Source organism: Methylobacterium sp. 285MFTsu5.1 (assembly GCF_000383455.1).
In the GTDB taxonomy this organism is placed as follows: domain Bacteria; phylum Pseudomonadota; class Alphaproteobacteria; order Rhizobiales; family Beijerinckiaceae; genus Methylobacterium.
Map to the genome: position 1 here is coordinate 686,899 of NZ_KB911270.1, position 24,483 is coordinate 711,381.

Sequence of the window (24,483 nt, forward strand, 5' to 3'; positions counted from 1 at the left end):
GGCCCGGAGGGCGTGATGGTCAAAGGCGCGTTTGAACCCGTCCGTGACAGCGACGGCGAAACCGCGGGCGGGACGGCGTCCCGCGCCGGGCGGATCCGGTCGAACTTCGCGGCCTTCGATGCCCGGGTGCGGCACGCGGAGCGTCTCGCGGCGGCCGGCAACCATGCCGGCGCGGCCGTGGAGACCGCCATCGCGGCGACCCTGGCGGCGCACCGGCACTGCGGCGTGTTCGCGAGCCCGCGCCTCGAACGGTTGATGACCGGGATCGGCCGGACCCTCGACGGCGGCGGCCCGGACCGCGCGCGGGCCGACGGGGCTCCGTACCGGCGCGTCCTCCACGTCTGCACGCAGCTCGCCCCGGTGGGCGGCCTCACCAAGATGCTCGCGCTCTGGATCGGCGCCGACCGCAACCGGGTCAACGGCGTCGCCCTGACCCAGCATCGCGGCCCGGTCGACGGGCGGATCACCGCCGCGGTGCGCGAGAGCGGCGGCGGGATCCACCACCTGAACCACCACAAGGGCGACAAGCTCGCCTGGGCGCGGGAGCTGCGCCAGATCGCGCGCGGCTACGACGTCGTCGTCCTGCACATCCACTGCGAGGACGTGGTCCCGCTGATCGCCTTCGCGGATCCGGCGAAGAGCCCGCCGGTCCTGCTCCTCAACCACGCCGACCACCTGTTCTGGATCGGGACGCGGATCAGCCACGCGGTGATCAACCTGCGCGAGGCCGCGCGCCGGCTCGCCGTCACGCGGCGCGGCGTCGATCCGGCCCGCAGCCTCCTGCTGCCGACCCTGATCACCCTGCCCGAGCGCCAGCGCGCTCGCAGCGCGGCCAAGCAGGCCCTGGGCGTCCCGGAGGACAGCGTCCTCCTGGTCTCGGTGGCCCGGGGGGCCAAGTACCGCAACGTCGGGCCGGTCACCTACGCGGATCGCCACGTCGACCTGCTCGCGGCACATCCGCAGGCCCGGCTCATCGTGGTCGGCCCCGGCGAGCGGGCCGACTGGGAACGGGCCCGGGCCGCCACCGGCGGGCGCATCACGGCCCATCCCGAGCTGTCGGACCCGCGGGTCTTCTTCGAGGCGGCCGACATCTACGTCGATTCCTACCCGTTCGTGTCGTCGACCTCGATGCTGGAGGCCGCCGCCTACGGGCTGCCGCTGGTCACGCGGTTCGAGGCGCCCGCGGCGGCGGAGATCGTGGCGATCAACCATCCGGGGCTCGACGTCACGGCCCGGGTCGCCCACGACCAGGCCGCCTACGAGGCCCACCTCACGGCGCTCATCACCGACGCCGCGGCGCGGGACGCCGCGGGCGCCGAGAGCGCCGCCGCGGTCGCGGGCCTCTACGCGCCGGCCGCCTGGCTGGCGGGACTCGACGCGATCTACGCGCAGGCGCTGGCCCTGCCCCGCCTGCTCCCGGAGGCCGGCGCGCCCGGCCCGGCCGAGGCGCCCCATCTCGGCGAGCCCGACCTGCGCCACCAGGACATGTTCGGCTCGGACTTCCCCGTGTCGGAGATGACCAAGAACTACATCGGCATGCTGCCGCTGCGCCAGCGCGTCGCCTCCTGGCTGGCCCTGCGTCGCGCCGGCGACTTCTCCGGCCTCTGGGAGCCGGTGCGGCTTCTCCTCCCGGAATGGCTGGTCCGCAACGTGAAGGACCGGTTCGGCCCGATGCGGCTCCGGGCGCAGATCCCCGGCGCCTGAGGCCGCCCCCGGGCCCGGGTGGCCGCGGATCGGTCACGCCGGACGGCGCGCGCGTCGCGGGAGGCCCGGTTCGCCCGCCCGCGCCTCCACAGCCCTCACCGGTCTGCGTGACGCAGGCCCGCGCGCCGCCGCAGGGGCGGCGGAGCCGCCAGGACCGCGCGGAATTCTGGGCGGCCCGCCGAACACCACAGGGACAGCGCGAGCGCGCTCCGCGGCGCGGGCCCCGGGAGGGTCCGCGCCGCGGAGCGACAGCCTTGTCGGGCTCAGCGCGTCCTCGTCCTCGGCTCAGCGCGTCTTCGGGTCGGCGGTCAGCGGCCGCGCGGCCGCCCCGGCGGCCAGCGCCAGCAGGGCCGCGCGCACGCGCGTCGGCCGGAAGGCCTGCCGGATCGCCCGGTGCGGCATCAGGCGGACAGCCGTGAGGAACGCCCCCGCGGCGGCGCGGCGATCGCCGCGGGCCATGTGGGCCTCGGTGGCGTCCAGCAGGGCGTCGTAGTAGCCCTGCACAGTCCCGAAATAGAGCCGCAGGGCCGCGAGACGCGAGACGCCGAGCGCCGGCGCGTGGCGTCGGAAGACGAGGCGGGTGAAGTGGATCCGGCGGGCGATCAGGCGGTCGAAGGTCCCGGCCGGACGCTGCCGGAAATGCACGCAGGGCGCGGCGACGAAGCCGACGCCGTGGCCGCGGACGGCGCGCAGCTGCCAGTCCCAGTCCTGATCGCCGAGCAGGGCCTCGTCGAACAGGCCGATCGCGTCCACGACGGTCCGGCGCACCACCGTCGCCCCGATCTGCGGGAAGTAGCCGCTCAGCATGCGGCGCAGCAGCGCGCCCTTGTCGGTCGGAAGTTCCGGCGGCCAGGGGCCGTAGGTCGGCACGAGGTCGTGGTCGGCGGTGACGATCTGCCCGAACACGACCCCGAGCTCCGGATCGGCCTCGAACAGGCGCAGATGCTCCCGGATATGCGCCGGCTGCCAGACGTCGTCGTCGTCGAGGAACGCCACGTAGGGCGCGCTCGCCCGGGTCAGGCCGGCATTGCGGGCCGCGCCGGCGCCGGGCCGGTCGACGGGGACGTGGATCGCGCCGAACGCGGCGGCGACCTCGGCGGCGGGGCCCGCCGCGCCGTTGTCGCCGACGATGATCTCGAAGGCGAGGTCGGGGCCCTCCAGTGCGCGGATGCTCGCCAGGGCCTCGCGCAGGAAGGCGGGCCGGTTGCAGGTGGGCACCACGACGGAGACGCGGCGCCGCGCGGGTCGGTTCATACCCACTCCTCCCAGGCGTCGTAGGCGCCCCGGAGCAGGGCACCGAAGACGAGATCGTTGTCGAACTGCGTGACGAAGCTGCGCGCCACGGTTCCGGCGGGACGGGTCTCCACCGCCTGCGCGTAGACGATCCGGTAGCCCGCCTCCCGGGCCGCGTGGGCGGCCGCCCGCGTCCAGTTCGCCGACTGCCCCAGGGGGATCGCGAAGGAGTCGGGCAGGACGCCGAGGCGGGCCCCGATGGCGCGCCGGGATTCCTCCAGCTCCTCGGCCGCCTCTTCCGCGCTGAGGCGCCCGAAATCCGGGTGGGTGACGGAATGGCTGCCGATCTCGACCCCGTTGGCGGCCAGCGCCTCGATGGCGCGCCAGCCCAGGATGCCCGGCGGCGCGCTCTCGGGCCGGTCGAGCCAGCCCGACACGATGAACAGGGTCCAGGGGATCCCGAGATCGCTGAGCACCGGCGCCGCCCCGCTGAGGACGCTGCGCCAGCCGTCGTCGAAGGTGATGGCGAGATCCCGCGCGCCGCCGCGCCCGTCGGCGATCGTGGCCGCCGGCACGAAGCGGTAGCCGAGACCGAGCGCGCGCTCGAGCTGGTGGCGGAAGCGCGCGGGAGAGACGTCGTTGACGCCGCATTCCGACTGGCCGACCGAGTGGTAGCAGAGGATGCGGCCGCCCGGCGCCGGGCGCCGGATCCGGGCGAGGGCGAGCGTCGTGCGCTCGCAGGCCATCCGTGCGGCGGCGACGCGCGGGCGCGTCAGGCCGACCGTCCGGGCGAGGCTCTTGACCGGTGCGGGGATCATCGCAGGGCGTCGCGCAGGCCGTCGACGACCTGGTCCTGCTCCGCCTCCGTCATCGCCGCGTAGAGCGGCAGCAGGATCGCGTGGTCGCGCGCCCGCTCGGATTCGGGCAGGGCGAACCGCCGCGGCGCCTCCGCGTAGGGCGGCTCCAGATGCGCGCACATGATGCCCCGGCGGGTGGCGATGCCCCGGTCGAGCATCGCCTGCATGACCGCCTGCTGGTCCGCGTCGTCCGGGAGGCGGACGCAGTAGCTCTGCCAGTTGCTGCGCAGCCCCATCGGCTCGGGCGGCGGCGTCACCCCGGGGAGATCGGCGAGCCGCGCGCGGTAGCCGTCGGCGAGGGCGCGGCGCCGGGCGATCAGGTCGGGCAGCCGCTTCAGCTGCTCCCGGCCGATGGCCGCCTGCACGTCCGTCATCCGGTAGTTGAAGCCCGCGATGGAGTACGCCTCGACCACCACCTTGGCGCTGCCGTGGCGGGCGATGTCGGAGACGCTCATCCCGTGCTGGCGCAGCAGCCGGAAGGTCCGGTCCCACGCGGCGTTGGCGGTGGTGATCATGCCGCCGTCGCCGGTGGTCAGCACCTTGCGCGGGTGGAACGAGAAGCAGGCGATGTCGCCCGCCGGGCTGCCGATCGGCCGCCAGACGTCGCCCTGGAGCCGCTCGGAGCCGATGGCGCAGGCGGCGTCCTCGATCACCGGGATGCCGGAGCGGCGCCCGATCGCGGCGATCGCCTCCAGGTCGCAGGGCATGCCCATCTGGTGGACGCAGACGATCGCCTTCGTTTTCTCGGTGATCGCCGCCGCGGCGGCGTCCGGGGCCATGTTGTAGGTCGCCGGGTCGATGTCGACGAAGATCGGCGTCGCCCCGCACTGGGCGATGGCGTTGGCGGTGGCGATGAAGCTGTGGCTCACCGTCACCACCTCGTCGCCGGGGCCGACCCCGACGGCGAGCAGGGCGAGATGCAGCGCGGTCGTGCAGTTCGAGACCGCGCAGGCGTGGGGCGCGCCGACGATCGCGGCGAACTCCGTCTCGAAGGCCGCGACCTGCGGCCCCTGGGTCAGCCATCCGGAGCGGACGACGGCGGCGGCGGCCTCGGCCTCGGGGGCGCCGACTTCGGGCTTGGCGATCGGGATCATGCGAGCGCCCGCCGCAGGTGTTCCGAGCGGGATTCGTCCTGCCACCAGGCGACGAGGTCGGCGAGGCCCTCGGCCGCCCCGATCTTCGCCTCGAAGCCGATCAGCTCCTTGGCGAGGCTCGTGTCGCAGAGGCGCCGGGGCACCGGGTTCACGGCCCGCTCGGCCTCGTGGACCAGCGGCGTGCCGTCCCGGCCCATGATCCGGGTGAGGTGGCCGGCGAGGTCGACCAGCGAGGTCTCGACGCCGGTGCCGACGTTGAGCACCACGTCGGTGGCCGGCGAGATCGCCGACAGGATGTTGGCCCGGGCGATGTCGCGGACATGGACGAGGTCCATGGTCTGCAGGCCGTCGCCGAACACGATCGGCGACTGGCCCTCGGCCAGGCGCTGCATCCAGCGGACCATGACCTCGGTGTAGCGGCCGGTCAGGTCCATCCGCGGGCCGTAGGCGTTGAAGTACCGGAGCGCGACGTAGTCGAGCCCGTGCATGTCGTTGAACGAGCGCAGGAGGCCCTCGCCGAAGGACTTGGCGGCGCCGTACAGGGTCCGGTTGTCGTAGGGGTGGTGCTTCTCGGTCGTCGGGAAGACCTCCGCCATCCCGTAGACCGAGGCCGAGGAGGCCATCACGACCTTGGCGACGCCGGCCTCGACGCAGCTCTCCAGCAGGTTGAAGGTCGCGGCGGCCATCACCTCGAAGGCGTGGCGGGGCTCCGCGGCGCACTGCGTGATCCGGAGGGCCGCCTGGTGGAACACCACGTCGGTGCCCTTGACCAGCGTGTCCATCAGGGCGCGGTCGCGGATGTCGCCCTGGACGAGGCGGACGCGGCCGGAGCCGAGGGCGTCCCCGAGATTCTCGGGGCGGCCGCGGATCATGTTGTCGATGGCCACGATCTCGTCGCAGCCGGCCTCGACCAGAAGGTCGATGATGTGGGAGCCGATGAAGCCCGATCCGCCCGTGACCAGGATCCGGGTCCCGCGCAGGTCGCCGCTGAACCGGCTTCCCTTGGTGACCTCACGCAGCTTGGGCATCGGCGACCTCGCAGTAGCTGGCGACGGCCCGGCAGACGGTGTCGATCTGCGCGGACGTCATCTCGGGGAACATCGGGAGGGACAGGGTCCGGGCGGCCAGCCGCTCGGTGACCGGCAGGCGGCCGGCACCGTCGTCGAGGTGGCTGTAAGCGGGCTGCCGGTGGACCGGGACGGGGTAGTGGATGCCGGTGGCGATGCCGGCCGCGTTGAGGTACTGGCGCAGCCCCTCGCGGTCCGCCGTCGACACGGCGTAGACGTGGAACACGTGGTCGAGGCCGGCGGGGGCCGGAAGCTCCAGGCCGAGGCCCGCGAGCCGCGCCCCGTACTCCGCCGCCACCGCCTGGCGGGCGCGGGTCCAGCCCTCCAGGTGCGGGAGCTTGACCCCCAGCACCGCGCCCTGGACGCCGTCCATGCGCAGGTTGAAGCCGTGGCGGACGTGGTTGTACTTGCCCTGCTGGCCCCAGTCGCGCAGGCAGCGGGCCGCCTCGGCGAGGTCGTCCCGGTCCGTGACGATGGCGCCGCCCTCGCCGTAGGCCCCGAGATTCTTGCCGGGATAGAAGCTGAAGCAGCCGAGATCCCCGATCGTGCCGGCCTTGCGGCCGCCGCGCTCGGCGAGATGCGCCTGGGCGGCGTCCTCGACGAGGGCGATCCCGTGGCGCCGGGCGATGGCGCCGAGCGCGTCGAGATCGGCCATCCGGCCGTGCAGGTGCACCGGCAGGATCGCCTTGGTGCGGGGCGTGATCGCCGCCTCGACCAGGGCCGGGTCCATGGTCCAGTCGACCGGGTCGATGTCGACGAGGACCGGAGTGGCGCCGGCGTACAGCACCGCCGCCACCGTCGCCACGAAGGTCGACGAGACCGTGATCACCTCGTCGCCCGGACCGATGTCGAGGGCGAGGAGGGCGAGGTGCAGGGCCGCGGTGCCGCTGCTGACGGCGACCGCGTGGCGGGCGCCGCAGGCTTCGGCGAAGGCCGCCTCGAAGGCGCTGACCGCCGGGCCGAGGACGAAGTCGCCGCTGCGCAGGACGTTGAGGACCGCGGTCTCGACGTCGCCGCCGATCGCCGCGTACTGCGCCTTGAGGTCGAGGAAGGGGATCACGAGGCCCTCGCAAGTGGCATGAGGTCGATGGGGGTGCCGTTCTGGCGCAGGGAGCGCATGGCGGCTTCGAGCATCTCGACGACGCGCAGGCCGCTGTGGCCGTCGGTCATGGGCGCGGTGCCGTTCTCGATGGAGTCGGCGAAGTGCTCGATCTCGACGATCAGCGCCTCGCGGAAGGACAGGTGCGGCGACCACATGTCGCCGGTCCGGTAGGAGACCATCAGCTCGGTGATGTCGTCCGAGCCGCCGCCGACGGTGACGCCGCGGTCGTAGACCTTGACCTTCTCGATCGGGTCGAGGTCGTTGTAGACGATCATCTTCTTGCTGCCGCCGATCAGCGTCTGCCGCACCTTCACGGGCGCGAGCCAGTTGACGTTGATCTGCGCGACGACGCCGCGCGGGTAGAAGACGGTCAGGTGGGCCATGTTCTCGGGGCGGCCGCTGAAATGGCCGGTGCCGCTCGCCGAGATCGCCACCGGGGCGAGGTCCAGGATGTGGTCGAGGATGGCGAGGTCGTGGACCGCCAGGTCCCAGATCACGTTCACGTCGCGCTGGAACAGGCCGAGGTTCACCCGGGTCGAGTCGTAGTAGAACACGTCGCCGATGGCGTCGGTCGTGATGAGTTCGTGGATCTTCTCGACCGCGCCCGTGTAGACGAAGGTGTGGTCCACCATCAGCCGCAGGTTGCGCTTGGCCGCCTCCTCGATCAGCAGCCGGGCCTCGAAGGCCGAGGGCGTGATCGGCTTCTCGATGAAGACGTGCTTGCCGGCCCGCAGCGCGTTGATGGCGATCTCGAAGTGCGAGCTCACCGGCGTCGCCACCATGACGGCGTCGATCGCGGGATCGGCCACGAGGTCGCGCCAGTCCTGATGGAGCTGGACGGCGGGGTAGCGCTTGCCGGCCCGGCCGAGCGCGGCGGGCGACTGGTCGGCGATGGCCACCAGCTGGCAGCGCTCGCTCTCCGAGGTGCACCGGGCGAGGTTCGGCCCCCAGTAGCCGTATCCGACGATACCGATCGAGATCATGACTGCATTCCCCTCAAGCAACCTGCAGAGGCTCGGCCGGCTCGGGCCGCGGCGACTGGACGGAACGGGCGCGCGCGGCGCTCTCGGCGCGCTTGGTGCGGGTGTCGCCGACGACCCGCGCGGGGCATCCGGCGACGATGGCGAAGGCCGGGACGTCCCGGGTGACGACGGCACCGGCGCCGACCAGGGCGCCCTCGCCGATGGTGATCCCCGCCACGATGGTTGCGTTGGAGCCGATGGAGGCGCGGGCCTCGACCACGGTCTCGACGAGCTCCCACTCGCCGTCCCGCTTCAGGCTCCCGTCCGCGTTGGTGGCTTCCGGGTAGAGCTCGTTGGTGAAGACCACGCCGTGGCCGACGAACACCTCGGCCCCGATCGAGACGCCCGCGCAGATGAAGCTGTGCGAGGAGATCTTGCAGCGCGGGCCGATCCGGCTACCGCGCTGGATCTCCACGAAGGGGCCGATGCGCGAACCGCTTTCGATTCGACATCCATAAATATTGACTAGATCCGGGTAGAAGATCCCCACATCCGCCCCAATATCTGCATCGGTAATCGGCATGCCCGCCGCTCCTTCCGCCGAACTTCTGTGCGTCAAAACTGCACAGAGCTGCGGACGGCCGGGAACCCAGGCTTTCGATGCGGTTCGTCCGTCGAAAGGCGAACGGCGCCCATCCGGTGTGACCCCTCCCCGGCCCGGCGCACCGTTCGGGCCAGGGGGCCTACGTCGAAAGGCGAAGCCCCCGCCCCGGCAAGGATGCCCGCGCCCGCCATTTGGAGGAGTCCCGGCTGGCTCGGCCGTTACGCATCATGCCGTCTCAGCCCTCATGAGCCCGTGAGGCCGGCGCGGTCCTGCCGCTCGACCGCCGCGCCCGGGTTCCGAGGGCGAGCCTTAAGGGGACGATGCGTGTCGAAGATGTCGACGAAGACCGCGGCAACCCGCGCCACCGCCCGCGCCGGCCGCGCCGGTCTCGCGGCGTGCCTGCTCGCCCTGTCGGCGCTGCCGGCGGCCGCGGAGTACCGCATCGGGCCCGGCGACACGATCGAGGTCACGGCCCTCAGCATCCCGACCTTCAAGCAGGAGGCGACGGTCTCCACCGACGGCACCGTCATGGTCCCGCTGCTCGGGGACGTCCCGGCCGCCGGGCTCACCGTCGCGGAGCTGCGCCAGAGCCTGCAGAAGTCGCTGCCCGCCAAGGCGGTGCGGCAGCGCAACTCCGAGGGCAAGGAATCGATCGCCGTGCTCGAGCCCGACGAGATCGGGGTGCGGATCTCGAAGTACCAGCCGGTCTACCTGAGCGGCGACGTGACCAAGCAGGGCGAGCACCCGTTCCATCCGGGCATGACCGTGCGGCAGGCCATCGCCCTGGCGGGCGGCTACAACCTCCTGCGGTTCAGGATGGAGAACCCCGTCGTCGAGACGGCGAACCTGCGCGCCGAGTACGACAGCACCTGGGCGAGCATCCAGCGGGAATCCGCCACGATCTGGCGCCTGAAGGCGGTCGTCGCCGCGTCGCGGGGCGACAAGTCCCCGCCGCCGGCGGACGTCGCCCCGGGCAGCCGCGCGACCCCGGCGCAGAAGCTCGCCGAGCAGCAGCTCCGGGTACAGATGACCGACATCGCCAAGGAGAAGGACCATCTGCAGCGCTCCCTCAACCGGACGCAGACGCAGTTCACCAGCCTCAGCGATCAGCAGGTCAAGGAGAAGGAGGGCGTCACCGCCGACGCCGAGGATTACGACACCGTGCGGGCGCTCTTCCAGCGCGGCGCCGTGGTCACGACCCGGCTGACCGACGCGCGGCGCGCCGTCCTGCTCTCCTCGACCCGCGCGCTGCAGACGACGGTCCAGCTCACCCAGCTCGAGCGCGACAAGAGCGACGTCGCCCGCAAGCTCGAGCGGGTCGACGACGTGCAGGCCATGGACGCCCTGGAGAAGCTCCAGGTCGCGGAGAACAACCTGGCGACGTACCGGTCGCGCCTGAACAGCATCAACGACAAGCTGGTCTATACCGGCGCCCTCCGGGCGCAGCTCCTGTCCGGAAGCCGCGCGCAGGCGGCGATCGCGGTCTTCCGGCAGAGCGGACCGGCCAAGACGCAGATCGACGCCGCCGAGGACACGGAGCTGCTGCCGGGCGACGTCGTGGAGATCGCGCTCAAGCCGGATCCCGCCATGCGGGGCGTCGGCGACGGGGCCGGCCAGAACTGACCCACCCGCCCCGGCTCGACGCGCCCATCGGGCCGAGCCGGCGTCCCCTTTGACGGATAGCGCCCCGAGGCGGTGACCGCCGCGGTGAGGAGAGATCCATGAACCGACACTCGACCAGCGCGTCCTTCCTGCCGATCGGTGCGACCCGCCCCGGTGGGACCGGAGCCTGGCGCGGCCAGCCCTTCTCGCCCGAGACGGAGTCCCAGGTCTCGATCCTGACCATCGCGCGGCAGAACTGGCGGTCGATCCTGGCCTTCGCCGCCGTCGGGCTGGTCTGCGCCGGGATCTACGTCGCGACGGCGCCGGCCATCTTCACGGCCCGGGCCCGCGTCTACATCGAGAGCCGCTCCAGCCCGGTGACGGCCCGCGACACGCCCAATGCCGGGACGCCGCTCGAGATCGCCGAGGTCGAGAGCCAGGTCGAGTACATCCGCTCGGAGAAGATCGCGCTCGCCGCCGTGCACCGGCTCGACGAGTCGGCCCTGAAGGATCTGGCGGCGCCGACGCACCCGCTCGTCGCGAAGGTCCGGGAGTTCGTGAAGGCCGCCAAGGCGCTGCCCCTCCGGCTGATCGGGGCCGAGCGGCCGGTCCAGGAACCCGCCCCCGTCAGCCCGGACCTGCGCCAGGCGCGAACGCTGCGCGAGAACGTCGAGGCCAGCCGCATCGGCGCCGCCTACGTGATCGAGGTCGGCTACAGCGCGGACAATCCCGCCACGGCGGCCGCTGTCGCGAACGCGGTGGCCGGGGCCTATGTCAGCACCGAGCTGGAGAACCGGGCCCAGGTCTGGAAGGTCGCCGGCGAGTGGATGCTGCCGCGCCTGAAGGAACTCCAGCAGCGCGCCAGCCAGGCCTCGCGCGAGGCCCAGACCTACAAGGCCGAGCACACCATCATCGACCTGGGCAAGCGCGGCCTCGTGGGCGAGCAGCAGGTCGAGGAGCTCAACACCGCGGTGGCCGCAGCCCGGTCCAAGACCGTCGACGCCCGCGCGGTGCGCGATCAGATCCGCGGGCTCCTCGATTCCGACATCGCCGATCCGGGGATCACCGAGGCGTTCAAGGACAGCGTCATCATCCAGCTGCGCCGGCAGTACGTCGACCTCGTGCAGCGCGCCGACGACCTGAAGCGCCGCCTCGGCCCCGACCACGAGGCGGTCCAGGCGATCCAGCGGGACATCCTGGCGGCCAAGCAGTCGCTGCGCACCGAGCTCGAGCGCCTCGCCGTGTCCCTCGACCACGATTTCGAGGTCGCCAAGGCCCGCGAGGACAGCATGACGGCGGCCTTCGACGCCCTGATCTCGAAGACGCTGATCATGAGCAACGCCCGCGTCAAGGCGCGGGAGCTCGACCGCACCGCCGAGACCTACGACCAGATCTACACCAACCTGCTCCAGCGCTACATCGACGCCGTCAACCAGCAATCCTATCCGCAGCCCTCCGCCCACGTGATCACGCCCGCGACCGTGCCGGAATCCCCGAGCGCGCCCCGCGGCAGCCTGATCATGCTGCTCGGCCTCCTGGTCGGCACCGGGTTCGGCGTGAGCGGCGCCTTCGCGCGGCACTGGTTCGACCGGACGATCCGCACGCCCCGGCAGCTGACCGGCCACGGCCTGACCTGCCTCGCCGCCCTCCCCGAGCTGCGGCGCGAGCCCGGCTTCCGGGCGGCGCTCGCCCTGGCGCAGGCCCACGCCAACGAGGCGCAGCGTCCGGCCAGCATCGAGGCGTTCCGGGCGAGCGCCGTGCGGTTCATGCCGCAATCGGTGTTCGTCGAGCGCCTGCACAGCCTCAAGGCCCACGTCCTGGGCAGCGACCGCCGCGGCCCGGTCTTCGCGATCGGCGTCACGTCCGTGGGGGCCGGCGCGGGCAAGACCCTGTTCGCGAGCAATCTCGGCCAGCTCCTCGCCCGCGCCCGCGCGAGCTCCGGGCGGGTGCTGATGATCGACGCCGACGTCCGGCAGGGGACGCTCTCGCGGCTCAGCCAGGCCACCGAGCAGCGCGGCCTCCTCGACGTGCTCGCCGGCCGCTGCGGCGCCACCGAGGCGGTCCGCCCCCAGCCCGGCGAGGTCCGCCTGCTCGCCTGCGGCAACCGCCACCCGAACGATCCCCATTTCAGCGATCTGATGACCGCGGAGGGCGTCGCCGCGGTGCTGGGGGACGGACGCCCCGCCCTCGACCGCCCCGCCCTCGACCGCGTCGTCGTCGACCTGCCCCCGGTGGACGAGCTCCCCACGCTCCGGCCGCTCCTCGACACGCTCGACGGCCTGATCATCGTGGTGGAGGCGGGCCGGACCAGCATCGACGACGTCGCCGCCGCCGTGCACGATCTCGAGTCGAGCGGCAGCACCGTCCTGGGCGTCGTGCTCAACAAGACCAACGACGGCCAGACGGTCCGGCGCGGCGGATTCCGCGGCGCGCTGAGCCGCTGGACCGCGGCCCGGCGCAGCGCCCGCGGCGCGACCCAGGCAGCCTCGTGACCGGCCCGCGCGCCGAAGGTCTCGACCGGGTGGCGGCCTTCGTGCCGGCCCGGGCCGCCCCGACCCCGGCCTTCGCGGTTTCCGCGACCCCGCGCGGCCGCCGCGTCGCCTTCTTCGGGCACGACCGGGCCGAGCCCACGGTCCGGAAGCGGGTCGACGCCATCCGGGACGCCGGGTGGTCGGTCATCGTGTACGCCTTCGAGCGGGACCGCCCCGGCGCGGTGCCGGCCGAGGCCCCGGTGGCCGACGACATCGTCCCCCTCGGCCTGACCGTCGACCGCAACTACGCCCGCCGCCTGCCGCGCCTCGCCGTCGGCATCGCCCGGGCGCTGCGCCGCCGGCGCGACCTGCGCGGGGCGGACGTGATCTACGTGCGCAACCTCGACATGGCCCTCGTGGCCTGGACCGCGGCGCGCCTCGCCGGGAGCCGCGCGCGCCTCGTCTACGAGGTGCTGGACATCCAGCGTCTGATGGTGCGGCCGGACGCGCCGGGACGGATCGCCCGCGCGGTCGAGCGCTGGATCCTCGGCCGCAGCGACCTCCTCGTCGTCAGTGCCCCGGACTTCATCGACCGGTACTTCCGGCCGGTCCAGGGCTTCGCCGGCGCGTGGCACCTCCTCGAGAACAAGGTCATGGGCCACCGCCTCGGCGAGGTGACGACCCGGCTCGACCGCACCCGGACGGCGGAACCGCCCTGGGTGATCGGCTGGTTCGGGACGCTGCGCTGCCGCCGGAGCCTGACGATCCTCGCCGCCATCGCGGACGCCCTCGGCGACTCGGTGCGGATCGTCCTGGCCGGGCGCCTCTCCGAGGAGGACATCGCCCCGCGCGCCCTGGCGGACACGCTGGACGGCCGGCCGAACATGTCGTTCCGCGGCCCCTACGCCAATCCCCGCGACCTTCCGGAGATCTACAGCGGGATCCACTTTAGTTGGGCCGTCGATTACCTCGATGATGGACTGAATTCGGACTGGCTACTGCCGAACCGGCTCTACGAGGGCGGCCTGTGCGGCGCCCTGACGCTGGCGCGCGCCGCGACGGCGACCGGACGCTACGCGGTGTCGGAGCGCCTGGGCTGGGCGTTTCCCGAGCCGCTCGCCGATTCGGTGACGGCGTTCCTGCGGACGCTCACGCCGGAGGCCTACGCGGAGCGACATGCCGGCCTGCTCGGCCGCGACCTCGGCACGTTCGTCGATGTCGGCGGCATGCGCGATCTCCTGGTCCGGCTGGACTAGAGCCGTGCCCGATCGCGTTGCGATCGGGCACGGCTCTAATCCTTTGTCTCGACGCGCTCTCTCACGCCGAACCGGTATCCACTTCGGCGGAGAGCGCTCTCGATCGCCGCCGCGGCGATTCCGGATCCCGGCAGGGATCCGCCAGTGATTCGCCCGTCGCGTCGGACGGCGCGCGGGGCGGCCTCTTCTCCCGCGGAGCGTGCCGTTTGGTACAGCGCCGCACCGATGAAATCAGTACTCGGACCCCAACAGGGCAAACAACCGAGTACGCATGTTGCCTTTTAGCCTCAGTCAGGTACAGCGGGCCCTCATCCCTCGAATACTCCCGTCACGAATACCTACATCGCACCGAGATCATTGAATTGCCCTCGAAGTCCCACCGATACGACCACGCAACAAGTAGTTCCGAATAAGACAAAGTTTCGATATTCTTAAAACCGACATCTGAGCGACTACATTCGAAAAGATCTTGAATCGGACCACCACAGACGGCGAATGATCTTGCGAATGCATCTCTCCACCAGCACCGTCGTGCGCAATCAAACAAATCACTATGTACGTACGTAGTGCGCGATGATTGTATTTAGCCCTGCAATTTAAGGGTTAAGATTCAAATAGGGTATTTACAGACGATTTTACGAAAGCTAGCATTGTATCCGTGGTCATCGGCAATCGCCCCAAGGCGACCGGCGCCACCGCGTATCTCAGTGTCACGCCGTCGGCGAGCGCATTGGGTATCCCGTCATCGCTGACATTCGGCTTCCTTCGAAAGGAGGTAATTTTCTATGGCCAGTCTTGGTACTCGAGACGCGCTCACCCTCGTTGAGCGGGACACGGCCGAAAGCCGCCGCGGCTTTTCGGGTGCACATGCCGGTGACAACCCGGTCGTCGTCGAGCAACGGGACCAGTCCCGGGGCCGCGCCAGCCGCATCGTCATCATCGATCGACGCCAGCTCGTCGGCCGATGCCTCGCCGCCTCGCTCAGCGAGGCCGACCGGCAGACGTCGTTCGAAGTCTTCGCGGACATCGAATCGTGGAAGCGGCAGACGCCGTTCGTCGCCGCGAGCGTGGTCGTGCTCTGCCGGCCCGACGGCAACCTGACCGAGACCGAATGGACCGAGATCACGCGGGAACTGGCGTTCCTGCAGGGCGAGGCCGGCGCTCCGCCGGTGGCCGTCATCTCGGACGGCGAGAACCTCGACCAGATCGTGCGGATCATCAAGCTCGGCGTCAAAGGCTACATCCCGACGACGACCTCCGTGGACATCGCCCTGCAGGCGCTCCAGCTCGTGCAGGCCGGCGGCGTCTACATCCCGGCCGAATGCCTCCTCCCCCTGCTGGCCAACATCAAGGTGGACGAGCCGGTCGAGGCCGGGGACGACGACATCTTCTCGCCGCGGCAGCTCTGCGTGGCGCGGGCGCTCCGGAAGGGGACGCCGAACAAGATCATCGCGTACGAACTCAACATGTGCGAGAGCACCGTGAAGGTTCACGTCCGCAACATCATGAAGAAGCTCAAGGCCAAGAACCGGACCGAGGTCGCCTACCTGACCAACAAGTACTTCCTCCGGGAAGATTCCAGCCTGGCGAGCGTGAAGGCTCCGGCGGCCTGATCGCTCGGGCGCCGGCCCCGCCGCGGCGGGGCCGCCCTGGCAGAAATTCGGTCCGGCGCGGCCGGACGGAGCTTCGGGGTCTCCTCGTGGATCGCCTGCCCGGGCGGCCCGCGAGGGGACCCGTTTCGCGTCCGACCGTCCCGCCAAGCGGTCGGCGGATCGGCGCGGCGCCACCGGCCCGGTCCCGACGCCGCGGATCGGCCTCCCCGTCCTCTCGCCCCGCGCGCCGGCGCGGTCACCGCGGCCGGAGCGGCCGCGCGCCGGGTCGCTCGTACGGGTGATCGTCCAGCGGATCGGCGGGGCTCCCGTCCGCCGCCCTCACCGGCGCCGGGCGACGACGGGCCCGCGTTCCGCGGGCCCGGCCCCGCCTCACGCGGTCCCGGCGACGGCGTCGGCGGGGGGCAGAGCCGGCGGGATCTCGGACTCGTCGCCGGGCTGGTCACCGGGTTCGTCAGGGCGGCCCACGCTGCTGTAGGCGAAGCCGTGCGCCCGGACGTCGGCGGCCCGGTAGACGTTGCGGAGATCCACGAGGACCGGTCGCTGCATCGCCGCCCGCAGCCGGTCGAGGTCGAGGGCCCGGAACGCGTCCCACTCGGTGACGAGGACCAGCGCGTCGGCGCCCTCGGCACAGTGGTAGGCATCCTCCGCGAAGGCGACGCCGGGCAGGAGCGGGCGCGCCTGCTCCATGCCCTCGGGATCGTAGGCGCGGATTACGGCGCCGGCGTCCTGCAGACCCGCCACGATCGCCAGCGCGGGCGCGTCGCGCATGTCGTCGGTGTTCGGCTTGAAGGTCAGGCCCAGCAGCGCCACCGTCCGGCCGCGCACCGACCCGCCGCAGGCCTTGATCACCTTGCGCGCCATCGCGCGCTTGCGCTGGTCGTTGACCGCCACCACCGTCTCGACCAGCCGCAGCGGGGTGCCCGCATCCTGCGCGGTCTTGACTAGGGCCAGCGTGTCCTTGGGGAAGCACGAGCCGCCGTAGCCCGGCCCGGCATGCAGGAACTTCGACCCAATCCGGTTGTCCAGGCCGATGCCGCGCGCCACCGCCTGCACGTCCGCGCCCACCGCCTCGCACAGATCCGCCACCTCGTTGATGAACGTGATCTTCGCCGCGAGGAACGCGTTCGCCGCGTACTTGGTCAGCTCGGCCGTCCGGCGGCTCATCGCGACGATCGGCGCGGCGTTGAGGTAGAGCGGGCGGTAGATCTGCTCCATGACCGCCACGGCCCGCGGCTCGTCGGTGCCGACGACGATGCGGTCGGGGCGCTTGAAGTCGGCGATGGCCGCGCCCTCGCGCAGGAACTCGGGGTTCGAGACGACCGCGAACTGCGCCTCGGGGTTGGTCTCGCGGATGATGCGCTCGACCTCGTCGCCGGTGCCCACCGGCACGGTCGACTTGGTCACCACCACCGTGAAGCCGCGCAGCGCGCGCGCGATGCTGCGGGCGGCCGCGTAGACGTAGCTCAGGTCGGCGAAGCCGTCGCCGCGGCGGGAGGGCGTGCCCACCGCGATGAAGACCGCGTCAGCCTGACCGACCGCCGTCTCCAGGTCGGTGATGAAGGACAGGCGGTCCTGGCGGACGTTCTCGGCGACCAGGGCCTCGAGGCCCGGCTCGTAGATCGGCATCCGGCCGGCATTCAGCGCGTCGATCCGGCCGCGATTGCTGTCGACGCACACGACCGTGTGGCCGAAATCCGCAAAGCACGCGCCAGAGACCAGACCGACATAGCCCGACCCGACCATCGTGATGTTCATGGAATCCTCGCCGCGATCGCACCGACGCTCGGGTCTACGGCGGCCCGACAGGGCCACCAACATCATATCTTAGGCGTACGCGGCTCTGCCGATCGGGCGTAGCGGCGACGATTCGGCCCGACCGGCCCGACCCCGCCGCGGCCCGTCCCGAACCGGCAGCCGGGCCGCCCCGAACCGCGCCTTACATCGCCATCTGGCCATGGCGGCGGCCGGGCGGCTACGCCATTCGGCTGATCCGGCGGCGCCGGTCGACGATCGCGCGAACATTTTCCCGGCGCATCACCCGAATTGTCAAAGACAGGCTGCTTTTTCCCGACCGCTTTGTCCGGGAGCGCGAACGGCTAAGATGCTAACACCGGTCTATAGAACTGAACTCCCCGAAGAGTTCCGGCGGAGGAGAACCCTGTTGGCGGCGCGTTTCTACTTCGAGATCGCAAATGCCGAGGAGACGATCCACGACCACGTGGGGGTCGAGGCCGCTGGCCTCGAGGAAGCCCTGATCGAGGCGCGTAGCGTGATCGCCGAGATGGCCGACGAGATTACGGGAAACGGCCGGGAGCCGCCCTGGACCCTCCTCGTGCGCAACGAGGAGGGCTGGCTGGTCGGCCGCCTGCCCATCCGGAAGTGACGGCCCGCGCCGCTCGGACGGCGCGGGGGTGCGGCCATTAAGATATCGTTAACGGATCGTCCGGAGGATCGGCTGAGCCCTCGAACCGTGGCCATCCGGAATGCCCCTCTCCCAGAACGTCCCGCACGCCGCCCGCCAGGCGGACGCGATGGCTGCCCAGATGGCGCTGGCCGCCCACGCGCTGCGGATGCGCGGCGATGTCGGGACCGCCGAGTCGCTCCTCGCGATGGCGCGACACAACCGGATCCTCGCGCTCAAGCTGCGGATCGCGCAGGATCTGGCGCCGGGCCAAGACCGCGCCGAGCGCCGGGCCACCGCCGGCCGTTAACGCCGCGCGCGATCGGCCCGGGACGGTCACGGAGCCCGCGCCGCACGCGACGGGATGCGTCTCACCAACCCGAGCCCGGCTTACCCGGACCGGCCTGCCGGCGGTCCGTTGATCACTGTGGCGAGGATTGCTGGCAGGCGCGGCGCCCGCGCGCGTCGTGTCGGCGCTCCGACCGGGCACCGACCGCCCCGCCGAGGACCGGCCCACGGTCGACGGGAATCAATGCAGAATCCACATCACCGATCATCGGCGCGGTTGGCGCCGAATAAAGTCCGTGATAGTGTAAATAACTAACATCCGACAGGAAATTCAGTCGTCGTGTCGCCCCCGGACGCCGGACATTCTGAGGTCAGCACGACCCTGGCGCTGGACATGGTGGGGCGCGCCTACCTGGCCCTGGCGCTCCTCTACGAGACGGCCCATCCGGGAGAGTTCGTCGACGTCCAGCAGAAGATCCGCGCGTTCGTCGAGGACAATTTCCGCATCATCCAGGAGACGAGCCGCGACGAGAGCCTGACAACCGGTACAGTTGACGGCGCCCTTCACCTTGTGAACAGCGTTTTGGTCGAGGTCGAGACCAAGATCGCCACAATGATCCGGCCGACGCGGCAGCTCCGTGGCTAGACGAGACCTTGAATTGCCCCCCGCTATTCAGCGACTGTTGCAGTCGAGCCATGGCGCGCGGATAAACGGCCCCGCGCCATAGGGGATCGAAGATTGCAATGGCTCCCGACGTCGACAGTCTTAAGTGGGCATGTTACCCGGCGGACGGGGCAGCAATAAATTATCAAGCACGATGATGGGCAACGATGATTGCGATCGGGGGGCGCGCAGCGCGGATGTCGCGCTCGAGGTTCTCGTCCGAGCCTATCACGCTCTCGCGGTCGTCTACGAGTTGTCCAGTCCCGGTGCCTACACGGCGCTCCACGGCAAGATGATGCCCTACCTGCTGGACGGCTTCCGTCACGGCACGGCGCCGGACGCCGTCGATCCGGACCTGGACGCGACGGTCTCGACGGCCCTGGAGCGGGTCCGCAGCGCGCTGGACGAGGTCCGGTCCGACGTGGCGGCCGTGCGGGCGCGCAGGGAGGAGCGCTGACGCGCCGCTGTCGGCCCGGCCCGGCGCCGGCTCAGCGCGCCGGCTCGAGGCGGCGCTCCGGTCCGAGGAGCAGGCGCGGACCGGTCTCCCGCTCCGGCACGGACGCGGGCACGAGGCGCGCGAGCTTGTCCGCCAGGGTCACCGACAGGATGTGGCGCCACGCCAGGGGCGTGCCGAGCAGCTCCCGCAGGGCCGCCGCGTAGCCCTGGGCGCGCCGCCGGTCGAGGACGCGCCGGTGCTGCCAGCGCCGCGCCGTGGCGGCGCGGTGGGCCCGGAGGGCCACCCGCGCCTCCGGGGCGAGACCCGGCCGGCCCAGCATGGCGTCGTCGAAGGCCAGCATCGCCCCGAGGTCGTCCGTCCGGTGCTGCGCGCTCAGCGAGTTCGACCGCTCGACCGCGACGTAGCCGCAGGGCGCGGTCACGGCGAACACCGCCCCGGCCGCCAGCGCCTCGACGTAGAGGGCGTAATCCTCCCCGAGCCGCAGGCGCGCGTCGTAGCGCAGCCCCTGCCGGTCCAGGAAACCCCGCCGCATGATCGGCTTCAGGAAGCCGAGCTCGCGCCGGCTCGCGCCGGGACGGGGGATGTTGCCGGTCACGAAGGCCGCGAGGGTGAGCCGCTGCGGCCGCCCCGGTCCGGTGACGAGGCCGGCGGCGGAGGCCGCCTCGCGGCCGCGGACCATGACGATGTCGTCGGCGATCAGATCCCAGGTCCGGGGCGCGGAGAGGAGCCGGCCGAGCCGGCCCTCGAGGAAGTAGTCGTCGGCGTCGAGGATGCAGAGCAGCGGGGCGCGGGCGGCCGCGATGGCGCGGTTCCGGGCCTCGGCGGGTCCGACATTCTCGGTGAGCCGGATAATCCGCAGGCGGCCGGTACCGTCGTCGGCCGCCGCGGCGGCCGCGCCGGTCGGGTCCGCGGAGGCGTCGTCCACGACGATGACCTCGGCGACCTCCGGCTGCCGGAGCGCCGAGGCGACGGCGGTCGCGATCGTGTCCGCGGCGTCCCGGGCCGCGATGATGACGCAGACCTCCGGGACGGGGGACGAGGCCTCTAAGCTGCGCACCGGACGACTCCGCGACTCTCCGGCCGGTCCGCACCGCGGCCGGTCCGCCGGCACGGTAGGGCGATCCCGGCGCGGCGCGCGAGATCGTCCGAAAGGAGTGGGCCGGCCCCGGGCCGGATCGTCCGAATGATCCCCGGCCGGAGCCGCCCCCGCCGCTACGATGCGCGCCGCCGCGATCCTGCGGCGACTGGTTTGAGGACGTGCGCATGACGATCTGGTCCGGCCCGGGCCGCCGCCTCTGCGTGGCGGCGACGCTTCTCCTGCAGGCCTATCCCGCGAGCGCGGGCGAGACCGCCGCGCCGCCGGCCGCGGCCCAGGCCGCCTCTCCCGCCTCTCCCGCCGCGGCCCAGGCTGCCCAGGGCGGCGCATCCTTCGTGGAGCTGTTCAGCACCCTGAACGAACGCCGCTGGTACGTCTCGGACGGCTGGGTCAACGGCGACTGGCAGGGCTGCACGTGGTCGAAGCACCGCGCCCGGATCGCGACGCCCGGCGAACTCTCGCTGTCCCTGACGGACATCACCTACAAGGAGCGCCCCTTCAGCTGCGCCGAGATCCAGACCCGCGAGCGCTACGGCTACGGCACCTACGAGGTCCGGATGCGGGCGGGCACCGGGTCCGGCATGGTCTCGGCGTTCTTCACCTATAACGGCCCCGACAACGGCGACCGGCGGACGAACGACGAGATCGATTTCGAGTGGCTCGGCAAGGACACGAGCAAGGTCCAGCTCAACTACTTCGTCGGCGGCGTCGGCGAGCACGTCAGCCTCGACGCCCTCGGCTTCGACGCCGCGACCACCACCGCGGACTACGCCTTCGAGTGGCTGCCCGACCGCCTGCGCTGGTACGTCAACGGACGCCTGCTGCGCGAGGTCGTCGGCACGCCCGACCGGCCGCTTCCCTCCCATCCGAGCAAGATCATGCTCAGCGTCTGGTCGGGACAGGGCCCGGACTTCGCGTCGTGGCTCGGACCGACGGAGTATTCGGGACAGCCGGTCACCGCGCTGTTCGAGCGGGTCGCGTTCACCCGGATGGGCGATCCGTGCGGCTTCAAGGAATCGATCGTCTGCCGCTAGCCGCACCGTCGGGCGGACGCCGCACCGGCGACCGCCCCGGGCATCGGACCACACATGACACCGCACCGGACTCCGGACACCGGAACCGGGCTCCGGACACCGGAACCGACACCGGGCCGGACTAAATCTTAACGTCTCCGCGGCAGGCTGGGCCCTCGAACGCGCCCGGAGCCACGCGATGCATTGGTCGAGCCTCGTCATCGCCGCGTACGCCGCCGGCTTCGTGGAGTTCTGGCGGCTCTGCCTTCAGGCGCCGGCCGCCGAGGAGGATCCGGCCTGACGTGTCCGGTTCGCCGCGCCGGGCCGCACCGGGCCCGGACGGCTCACCGCTCGTTGGCGATGGGCCGCAGCAGGGCGCCGAGCAGGAAGGCCAGTTGCCCGCAGACCAGCAGCGCCGTCCCGCGCCGCAGGCACGCGCCGGCGCTCAGGTTGTAGACGAGGAGGCCGTAGCCGACCTCGGCCGCGACGATCGGGACGAAGACCAGCAGCCGCCAGACGGAGCCGAAGCGGCCCAGCATCACGCCCAGCAGGGCGTTGAGCATCATGCCCTTCATCGGCGCGCTCCGCGGCGGGCGCGGCGGGCGCGGCGCGGCCGCCCGGTCATGGCCCTAGCGGCTGCCGCGCTGGCTCAGCACGGCCGGAACCGTCTTGAGCAGGATGGCGAGGTCGCGGCGGAGGCTCCACTGGCTGGCATAGGCGCAATCGAGGGCGACGCGCTCGGCGTAGCCCGTGTCGCTGCGCCCGGAGACCTGCCAGAGGCCGGTCAGGCCCGGCGGAACGGAGAAGCAGGCGGTGAAGTCGGCGCCGTAGCGCACGACCTCGGCCTGGACGATCGGCCGCGGCCCCACGAGGCTCATCTCGCCGCGCAGCACGTTCCAGAGCTGCGGCAGCTCGTCGAGGGACGTCTTGCGCAGGACATGGCCCAGCGCCGTGACGCGGGGATCGTGGGTGAGCTTGAAGGACGCCTCCCACTCCGCCCGAGCATCGGGATTCTCGGCGAAATGCCGCGCCAGCACCGCGTCGCCGTCCGCGACCATGGACCGGAACTTCAGGCATCCGAAGGGGCGCCCGTGCCGGCCGAGGCGCTTGTGTCGGAAGATCGGCGACCGGCCGTCGCTGCCCCAGATCAGCAGGGCGATGAACAGCAGCAGGGGCAGAAGCAGGAAGAGCGCCGTCAGCGCGATCGTCGCGTCGAGGACGCGCTTCATCGCCCAGCTCGCCCGGAGGCCGGGGCCGGCCTGCCGCGGGGCCGGCAATGTCTTGACCAACGCCTCGTTCAGCGTCTCGACCATATCCTGCGGCGTCGACGACTCGATCGGCGTCGGGGTCCCAGCCGGGCGCAACATGTCGGCTCCTTGACTCGGGGTGAGACGGGATCGGAACTTGCGGAGCGACGTGCGCAGCCGGCCGGTTCGGCCAGCCTCGCCGCAGCCGGCTTCGGCGGCGCTCGGCCGGTCCGAAGGGGCGTCGATCGCAGGCGGAACCCTTGCGACAACACTGGGCCCACGACCGGTTCGGCAACAAGACGGCCGCCGATCCATCAATGGAGGTAAGGCGTTGCTGGTCGTGCTGGTGTTCGCTGCACTGATTGGAGGAGCGATCGGTTTCGCGGTTGTTCTACCGAAGGGGTTCCTGCTCGCGCTGCTGGCCGCCCAGGCCGGGGCGGCCGTCGCCGTCGGCCTCGTCGTCCTGCTCATCCGCCGCCGCTGACGGCCCTACCGGGCGGCGGGACCGCTTTCGGGGAGGTCCCGTCCGCCGATCGAGGTAAGGGCCCCCGCGCGGGGGCCGGTCTAAACCGGGCTGCCCGGCCCTCCCGGCCGGACCCGGCCGCGCGGGCGCGTTCTGCCCCGGCGCGGCGCGGTCGATCACCGGACAGGACGCGCCGTGGCCCCTTCAGAGCGCCGCATCAACGGGTTCGACGGCCTGCGGGCCCTGGCGTTCCTGATGGTCTTCGTCAGCCACAAGGCGCCGAGCCCGAGGACCGAGGCCCTCGGCACGGCCGGCGTGTGGCTGTTCTTCGTCCTGAGCGGCTTCCTGATCGTCCGGATCCTCGCCGCGGCCCGCACGGCCGTGGAGGCGGGCGCGTCGACCCCGCTCGGCAGCCTCGGGCTGTTCTACCGGAATCGCGTCGCCCGGATCGTGCCGGTCTACTACGTCTTCCTGTTCGTGCTCTACACGGTCCGGACCGGCGACCCGGCCAGTCTCGGCAACGACGCGTTCAAGCTCGCGACGTGGTTCTACGTCACCAACATCTACATCGAGCTGAACGGCTGGGGCACCGAGCTCGGCCATCTCTGGAGCCTCGCGGTCGAGCAGCAATTCTACCTGCTGTTCGCGCCGGCGGCCCTGTTCCTGCCGCGGCGCCACCTCGGCACGCTGTGCTGGCTCCTGGTCGGGATCAGCGTCCTGGCGCACGGTGCCCTGTGGCGGGCGGGCGCTGCGCCGCGGTGCTTCGACGTCGACACCCTGGCCAATGTCGGACTGATCGCGCTGGGCGGCCTCGCCGGCCTGCGCACCCGGCCGCTCCCGGCCTGGCTCGCCCGCGACGCCGCCCTGGCCGGCGTGCTGGCCCTGTTCGTGGCCCTGCCGCTCCTGATCGCGCCGACCGGCTGGTGGCTCGTTCTCGGCCGCCTCAGCGGCGTCCTGGCGGCGCTGCTGCTGCTGCAGGTGGTCGAGGCGCGAGAGGGCCGCGCGGTCGCCCTCCTGGAGATCCCGTGGCTGCGCCGGATCGGCGTGATCAGCTACGCCGCCTACCTGTTCCACGTGCCGCTCCACGCGGAGCGGGTGCTGGCCCTCGTCGGCCTCGACGTCGCCGGACCGCGCTCGGTCTCCATGGCGCTCGACCTGATGCTGACGCTGCTGCTGGCCGAACTGTCGTGGCGGCTCCTGGAGCGGCCCGCACGCCGGCTGCTGCGGGCCCCGCGCCGGCGGGTCGGCGCCTCCGCGCTGGTCGGCCCGTAATCCGCTCGCGCGTCCCC

Annotated in this window: 23 protein-coding genes; 12 read left to right on the forward strand and 11 right to left on the reverse strand. The window is 71.9% G+C overall.

From position 1 onward, the window contains the following. The first annotated feature begins 15 nt into the window (after positions 1-15). A complete protein-coding gene (locus tag H288_RS0103360; protein ID WP_020091182.1) occupies positions 16-1,704 on the forward strand; it encodes a glycosyltransferase in 1,689 nt (562 codons plus the stop codon). Between the two features lie 285 nt (positions 1,705-1,989). On the opposite strand, the gene H288_RS0103365 is transcribed toward H288_RS0103360, so the two are convergent. The 7 genes from H288_RS0103365 to H288_RS0103395 are packed head-to-tail and all read right to left on the reverse strand — an operon-like array spanning position 1,990 to position 8,602. Continuing rightward, entirely contained in the window at positions 1,990-2,958 is a 969-nt protein-coding gene (locus H288_RS0103365; protein ID WP_020091183.1) for a glycosyltransferase family A protein, read from the reverse strand. Further along, positions 2,955-3,755, reverse strand: coding sequence for a polysaccharide deacetylase family protein (locus tag H288_RS0103370; RefSeq protein WP_020091184.1), 801 nt, complete (start codon positions 3,753-3,755; stop codon positions 2,955-2,957). Before H288_RS0103370 ends, H288_RS0103365 begins: the two co-directional genes overlap by 4 nt. Further along, positions 3,752-4,888, reverse strand: a complete 1,137-nt coding sequence (locus H288_RS0103375; RefSeq protein WP_020091185.1) for a DegT/DnrJ/EryC1/StrS family aminotransferase — start codon at positions 4,886-4,888, stop codon at positions 3,752-3,754. Before H288_RS0103375 ends, H288_RS0103370 begins: the two co-directional genes overlap by 4 nt. Continuing rightward, positions 4,885-5,916: an NAD-dependent epimerase/dehydratase family protein gene (locus H288_RS0103380; RefSeq protein ID WP_020091186.1), complete on the reverse strand. Its 1,032-nt coding sequence runs from the start codon at positions 5,914-5,916 to the stop codon at positions 4,885-4,887. Before H288_RS0103380 ends, H288_RS0103375 begins: the two co-directional genes overlap by 4 nt. Next, on the reverse strand, positions 5,900-7,015 hold the full coding sequence (locus H288_RS0103385) for a DegT/DnrJ/EryC1/StrS family aminotransferase (RefSeq protein WP_020091187.1): 1,116 nt from the start codon (positions 7,013-7,015) through the stop codon (positions 5,900-5,902). Before H288_RS0103385 ends, H288_RS0103380 begins: the two co-directional genes overlap by 17 nt. Then, positions 7,012-8,040, reverse strand: coding sequence for a Gfo/Idh/MocA family oxidoreductase (locus tag H288_RS0103390; protein WP_020091188.1), 1,029 nt, complete (start codon positions 8,038-8,040; stop codon positions 7,012-7,014). The genes H288_RS0103385 and H288_RS0103390 overlap by 4 nt, the downstream gene beginning before the upstream one ends. 13 nt (positions 8,041-8,053) lie before the next feature. Further along, positions 8,054-8,602, reverse strand: a complete 549-nt coding sequence (locus H288_RS0103395) for an acyltransferase (RefSeq protein ID WP_026604627.1) — start codon at positions 8,600-8,602, stop codon at positions 8,054-8,056. Between the two features lie 354 nt (positions 8,603-8,956). Here H288_RS0103395 and H288_RS0103400 point away from each other — a divergent pair, with 354 nt between their 5' ends. The 4 genes from H288_RS0103400 to H288_RS0103415 all read left to right on the forward strand — a co-directional run bounded on the left by H288_RS0103400 (position 8,957) and on the right by H288_RS0103415 (position 15,565). After that, positions 8,957-10,246, forward strand: coding sequence for a polysaccharide biosynthesis/export family protein (locus H288_RS0103400; RefSeq protein WP_020091190.1), 1,290 nt, complete (start codon positions 8,957-8,959; stop codon positions 10,244-10,246). A 98-nt stretch (positions 10,247-10,344) separates the two neighbouring features. Beyond that, positions 10,345-12,717, forward strand: coding sequence for a polysaccharide biosynthesis tyrosine autokinase (locus H288_RS0103405; RefSeq protein WP_020091191.1), 2,373 nt, complete (start codon positions 10,345-10,347; stop codon positions 12,715-12,717). Continuing rightward, the gene (locus tag H288_RS0103410; protein ID WP_020091192.1) at positions 12,714-13,952 is read left to right on the forward strand and encodes a glycosyltransferase; all 1,239 of its coding nucleotides are present in this window, start codon (positions 12,714-12,716) and stop codon (positions 13,950-13,952) included. The genes H288_RS0103405 and H288_RS0103410 overlap by 4 nt, the downstream gene beginning before the upstream one ends. 785 nt (positions 13,953-14,737) lie before the next feature. Next, entirely contained in the window at positions 14,738-15,565 is an 828-nt protein-coding gene (locus H288_RS0103415; protein WP_020091193.1) for a response regulator transcription factor, read from the forward strand. A gap of 369 nt (positions 15,566-15,934) precedes the next feature. Here H288_RS0103415 and H288_RS0103420 read toward each other — a convergent pair whose 3' ends face one another. Beyond that, the gene (locus tag H288_RS0103420; RefSeq protein WP_020091194.1) at positions 15,935-17,320 is read right to left on the reverse strand and encodes a UDP-glucose/GDP-mannose dehydrogenase family protein; all 1,386 of its coding nucleotides are present in this window, start codon (positions 17,318-17,320) and stop codon (positions 15,935-15,937) included. Positions 17,321-17,726: 406 nt separating this feature from the next. Here H288_RS0103420 and H288_RS0103425 point away from each other — a divergent pair, with 406 nt between their 5' ends. From H288_RS0103425 to H288_RS0103440, 4 genes are all read left to right on the forward strand, one after another. Next, positions 17,727-17,948, forward strand: a complete 222-nt coding sequence (locus H288_RS0103425) for a hypothetical protein (RefSeq protein WP_020091195.1) — start codon at positions 17,727-17,729, stop codon at positions 17,946-17,948. A gap of 100 nt (positions 17,949-18,048) precedes the next feature. Further along, entirely contained in the window at positions 18,049-18,276 is a 228-nt protein-coding gene (locus tag H288_RS0103430; RefSeq protein ID WP_020091196.1) for a hypothetical protein, read from the forward strand. A gap of 318 nt (positions 18,277-18,594) precedes the next feature. Then, complete coding sequence (locus H288_RS0103435; protein WP_020091197.1) at positions 18,595-18,900, forward strand: hypothetical protein; 306 nt, start codon at positions 18,595-18,597, stop codon at positions 18,898-18,900. Between the two features lie 172 nt (positions 18,901-19,072). Then, positions 19,073-19,375, forward strand: coding sequence for a hypothetical protein (locus H288_RS0103440; RefSeq protein ID WP_234081760.1), 303 nt, complete (start codon positions 19,073-19,075; stop codon positions 19,373-19,375). Positions 19,376-19,406: 31 nt separating this feature from the next. Here the strand turns inward: H288_RS0103440 and H288_RS0103445 are convergent, their stop codons facing one another. Further along, positions 19,407-20,432 (reverse strand): glycosyltransferase, encoded by a 1,026-nt coding sequence (locus H288_RS0103445; protein ID WP_020091199.1) that lies wholly within the window; start codon positions 20,430-20,432, stop codon positions 19,407-19,409. A gap of 206 nt (positions 20,433-20,638) precedes the next feature. Here H288_RS0103445 and H288_RS0103450 point away from each other — a divergent pair, with 206 nt between their 5' ends. After that, positions 20,639-21,505, forward strand: coding sequence for a glycoside hydrolase family 16 protein (locus H288_RS0103450; RefSeq protein ID WP_020091200.1), 867 nt, complete (start codon positions 20,639-20,641; stop codon positions 21,503-21,505). 323 nt (positions 21,506-21,828) lie between these two features. Here H288_RS0103450 and H288_RS0103460 read toward each other — a convergent pair whose 3' ends face one another. Then, positions 21,829-22,059, reverse strand: a complete 231-nt coding sequence (locus H288_RS0103460; RefSeq protein WP_020091201.1) for a hypothetical protein — start codon at positions 22,057-22,059, stop codon at positions 21,829-21,831. A 54-nt stretch (positions 22,060-22,113) separates the two neighbouring features. Then, entirely contained in the window at positions 22,114-22,851 is a 738-nt protein-coding gene (locus H288_RS32070) for a sugar transferase (RefSeq protein WP_020091202.1), read from the reverse strand. A 211-nt stretch (positions 22,852-23,062) separates the two neighbouring features. Between H288_RS32070 and H288_RS35545 the strand changes: the two genes are divergently transcribed. Further along, positions 23,063-23,215, forward strand: coding sequence for a hypothetical protein (locus H288_RS35545; RefSeq protein WP_020091203.1), 153 nt, complete (start codon positions 23,063-23,065; stop codon positions 23,213-23,215). A gap of 174 nt (positions 23,216-23,389) precedes the next feature. Further along, entirely contained in the window at positions 23,390-24,466 is a 1,077-nt protein-coding gene (locus tag H288_RS0103475; protein ID WP_020091204.1) for an acyltransferase, read from the forward strand. Positions 24,467-24,483: the final 17 nt, after the last annotated feature.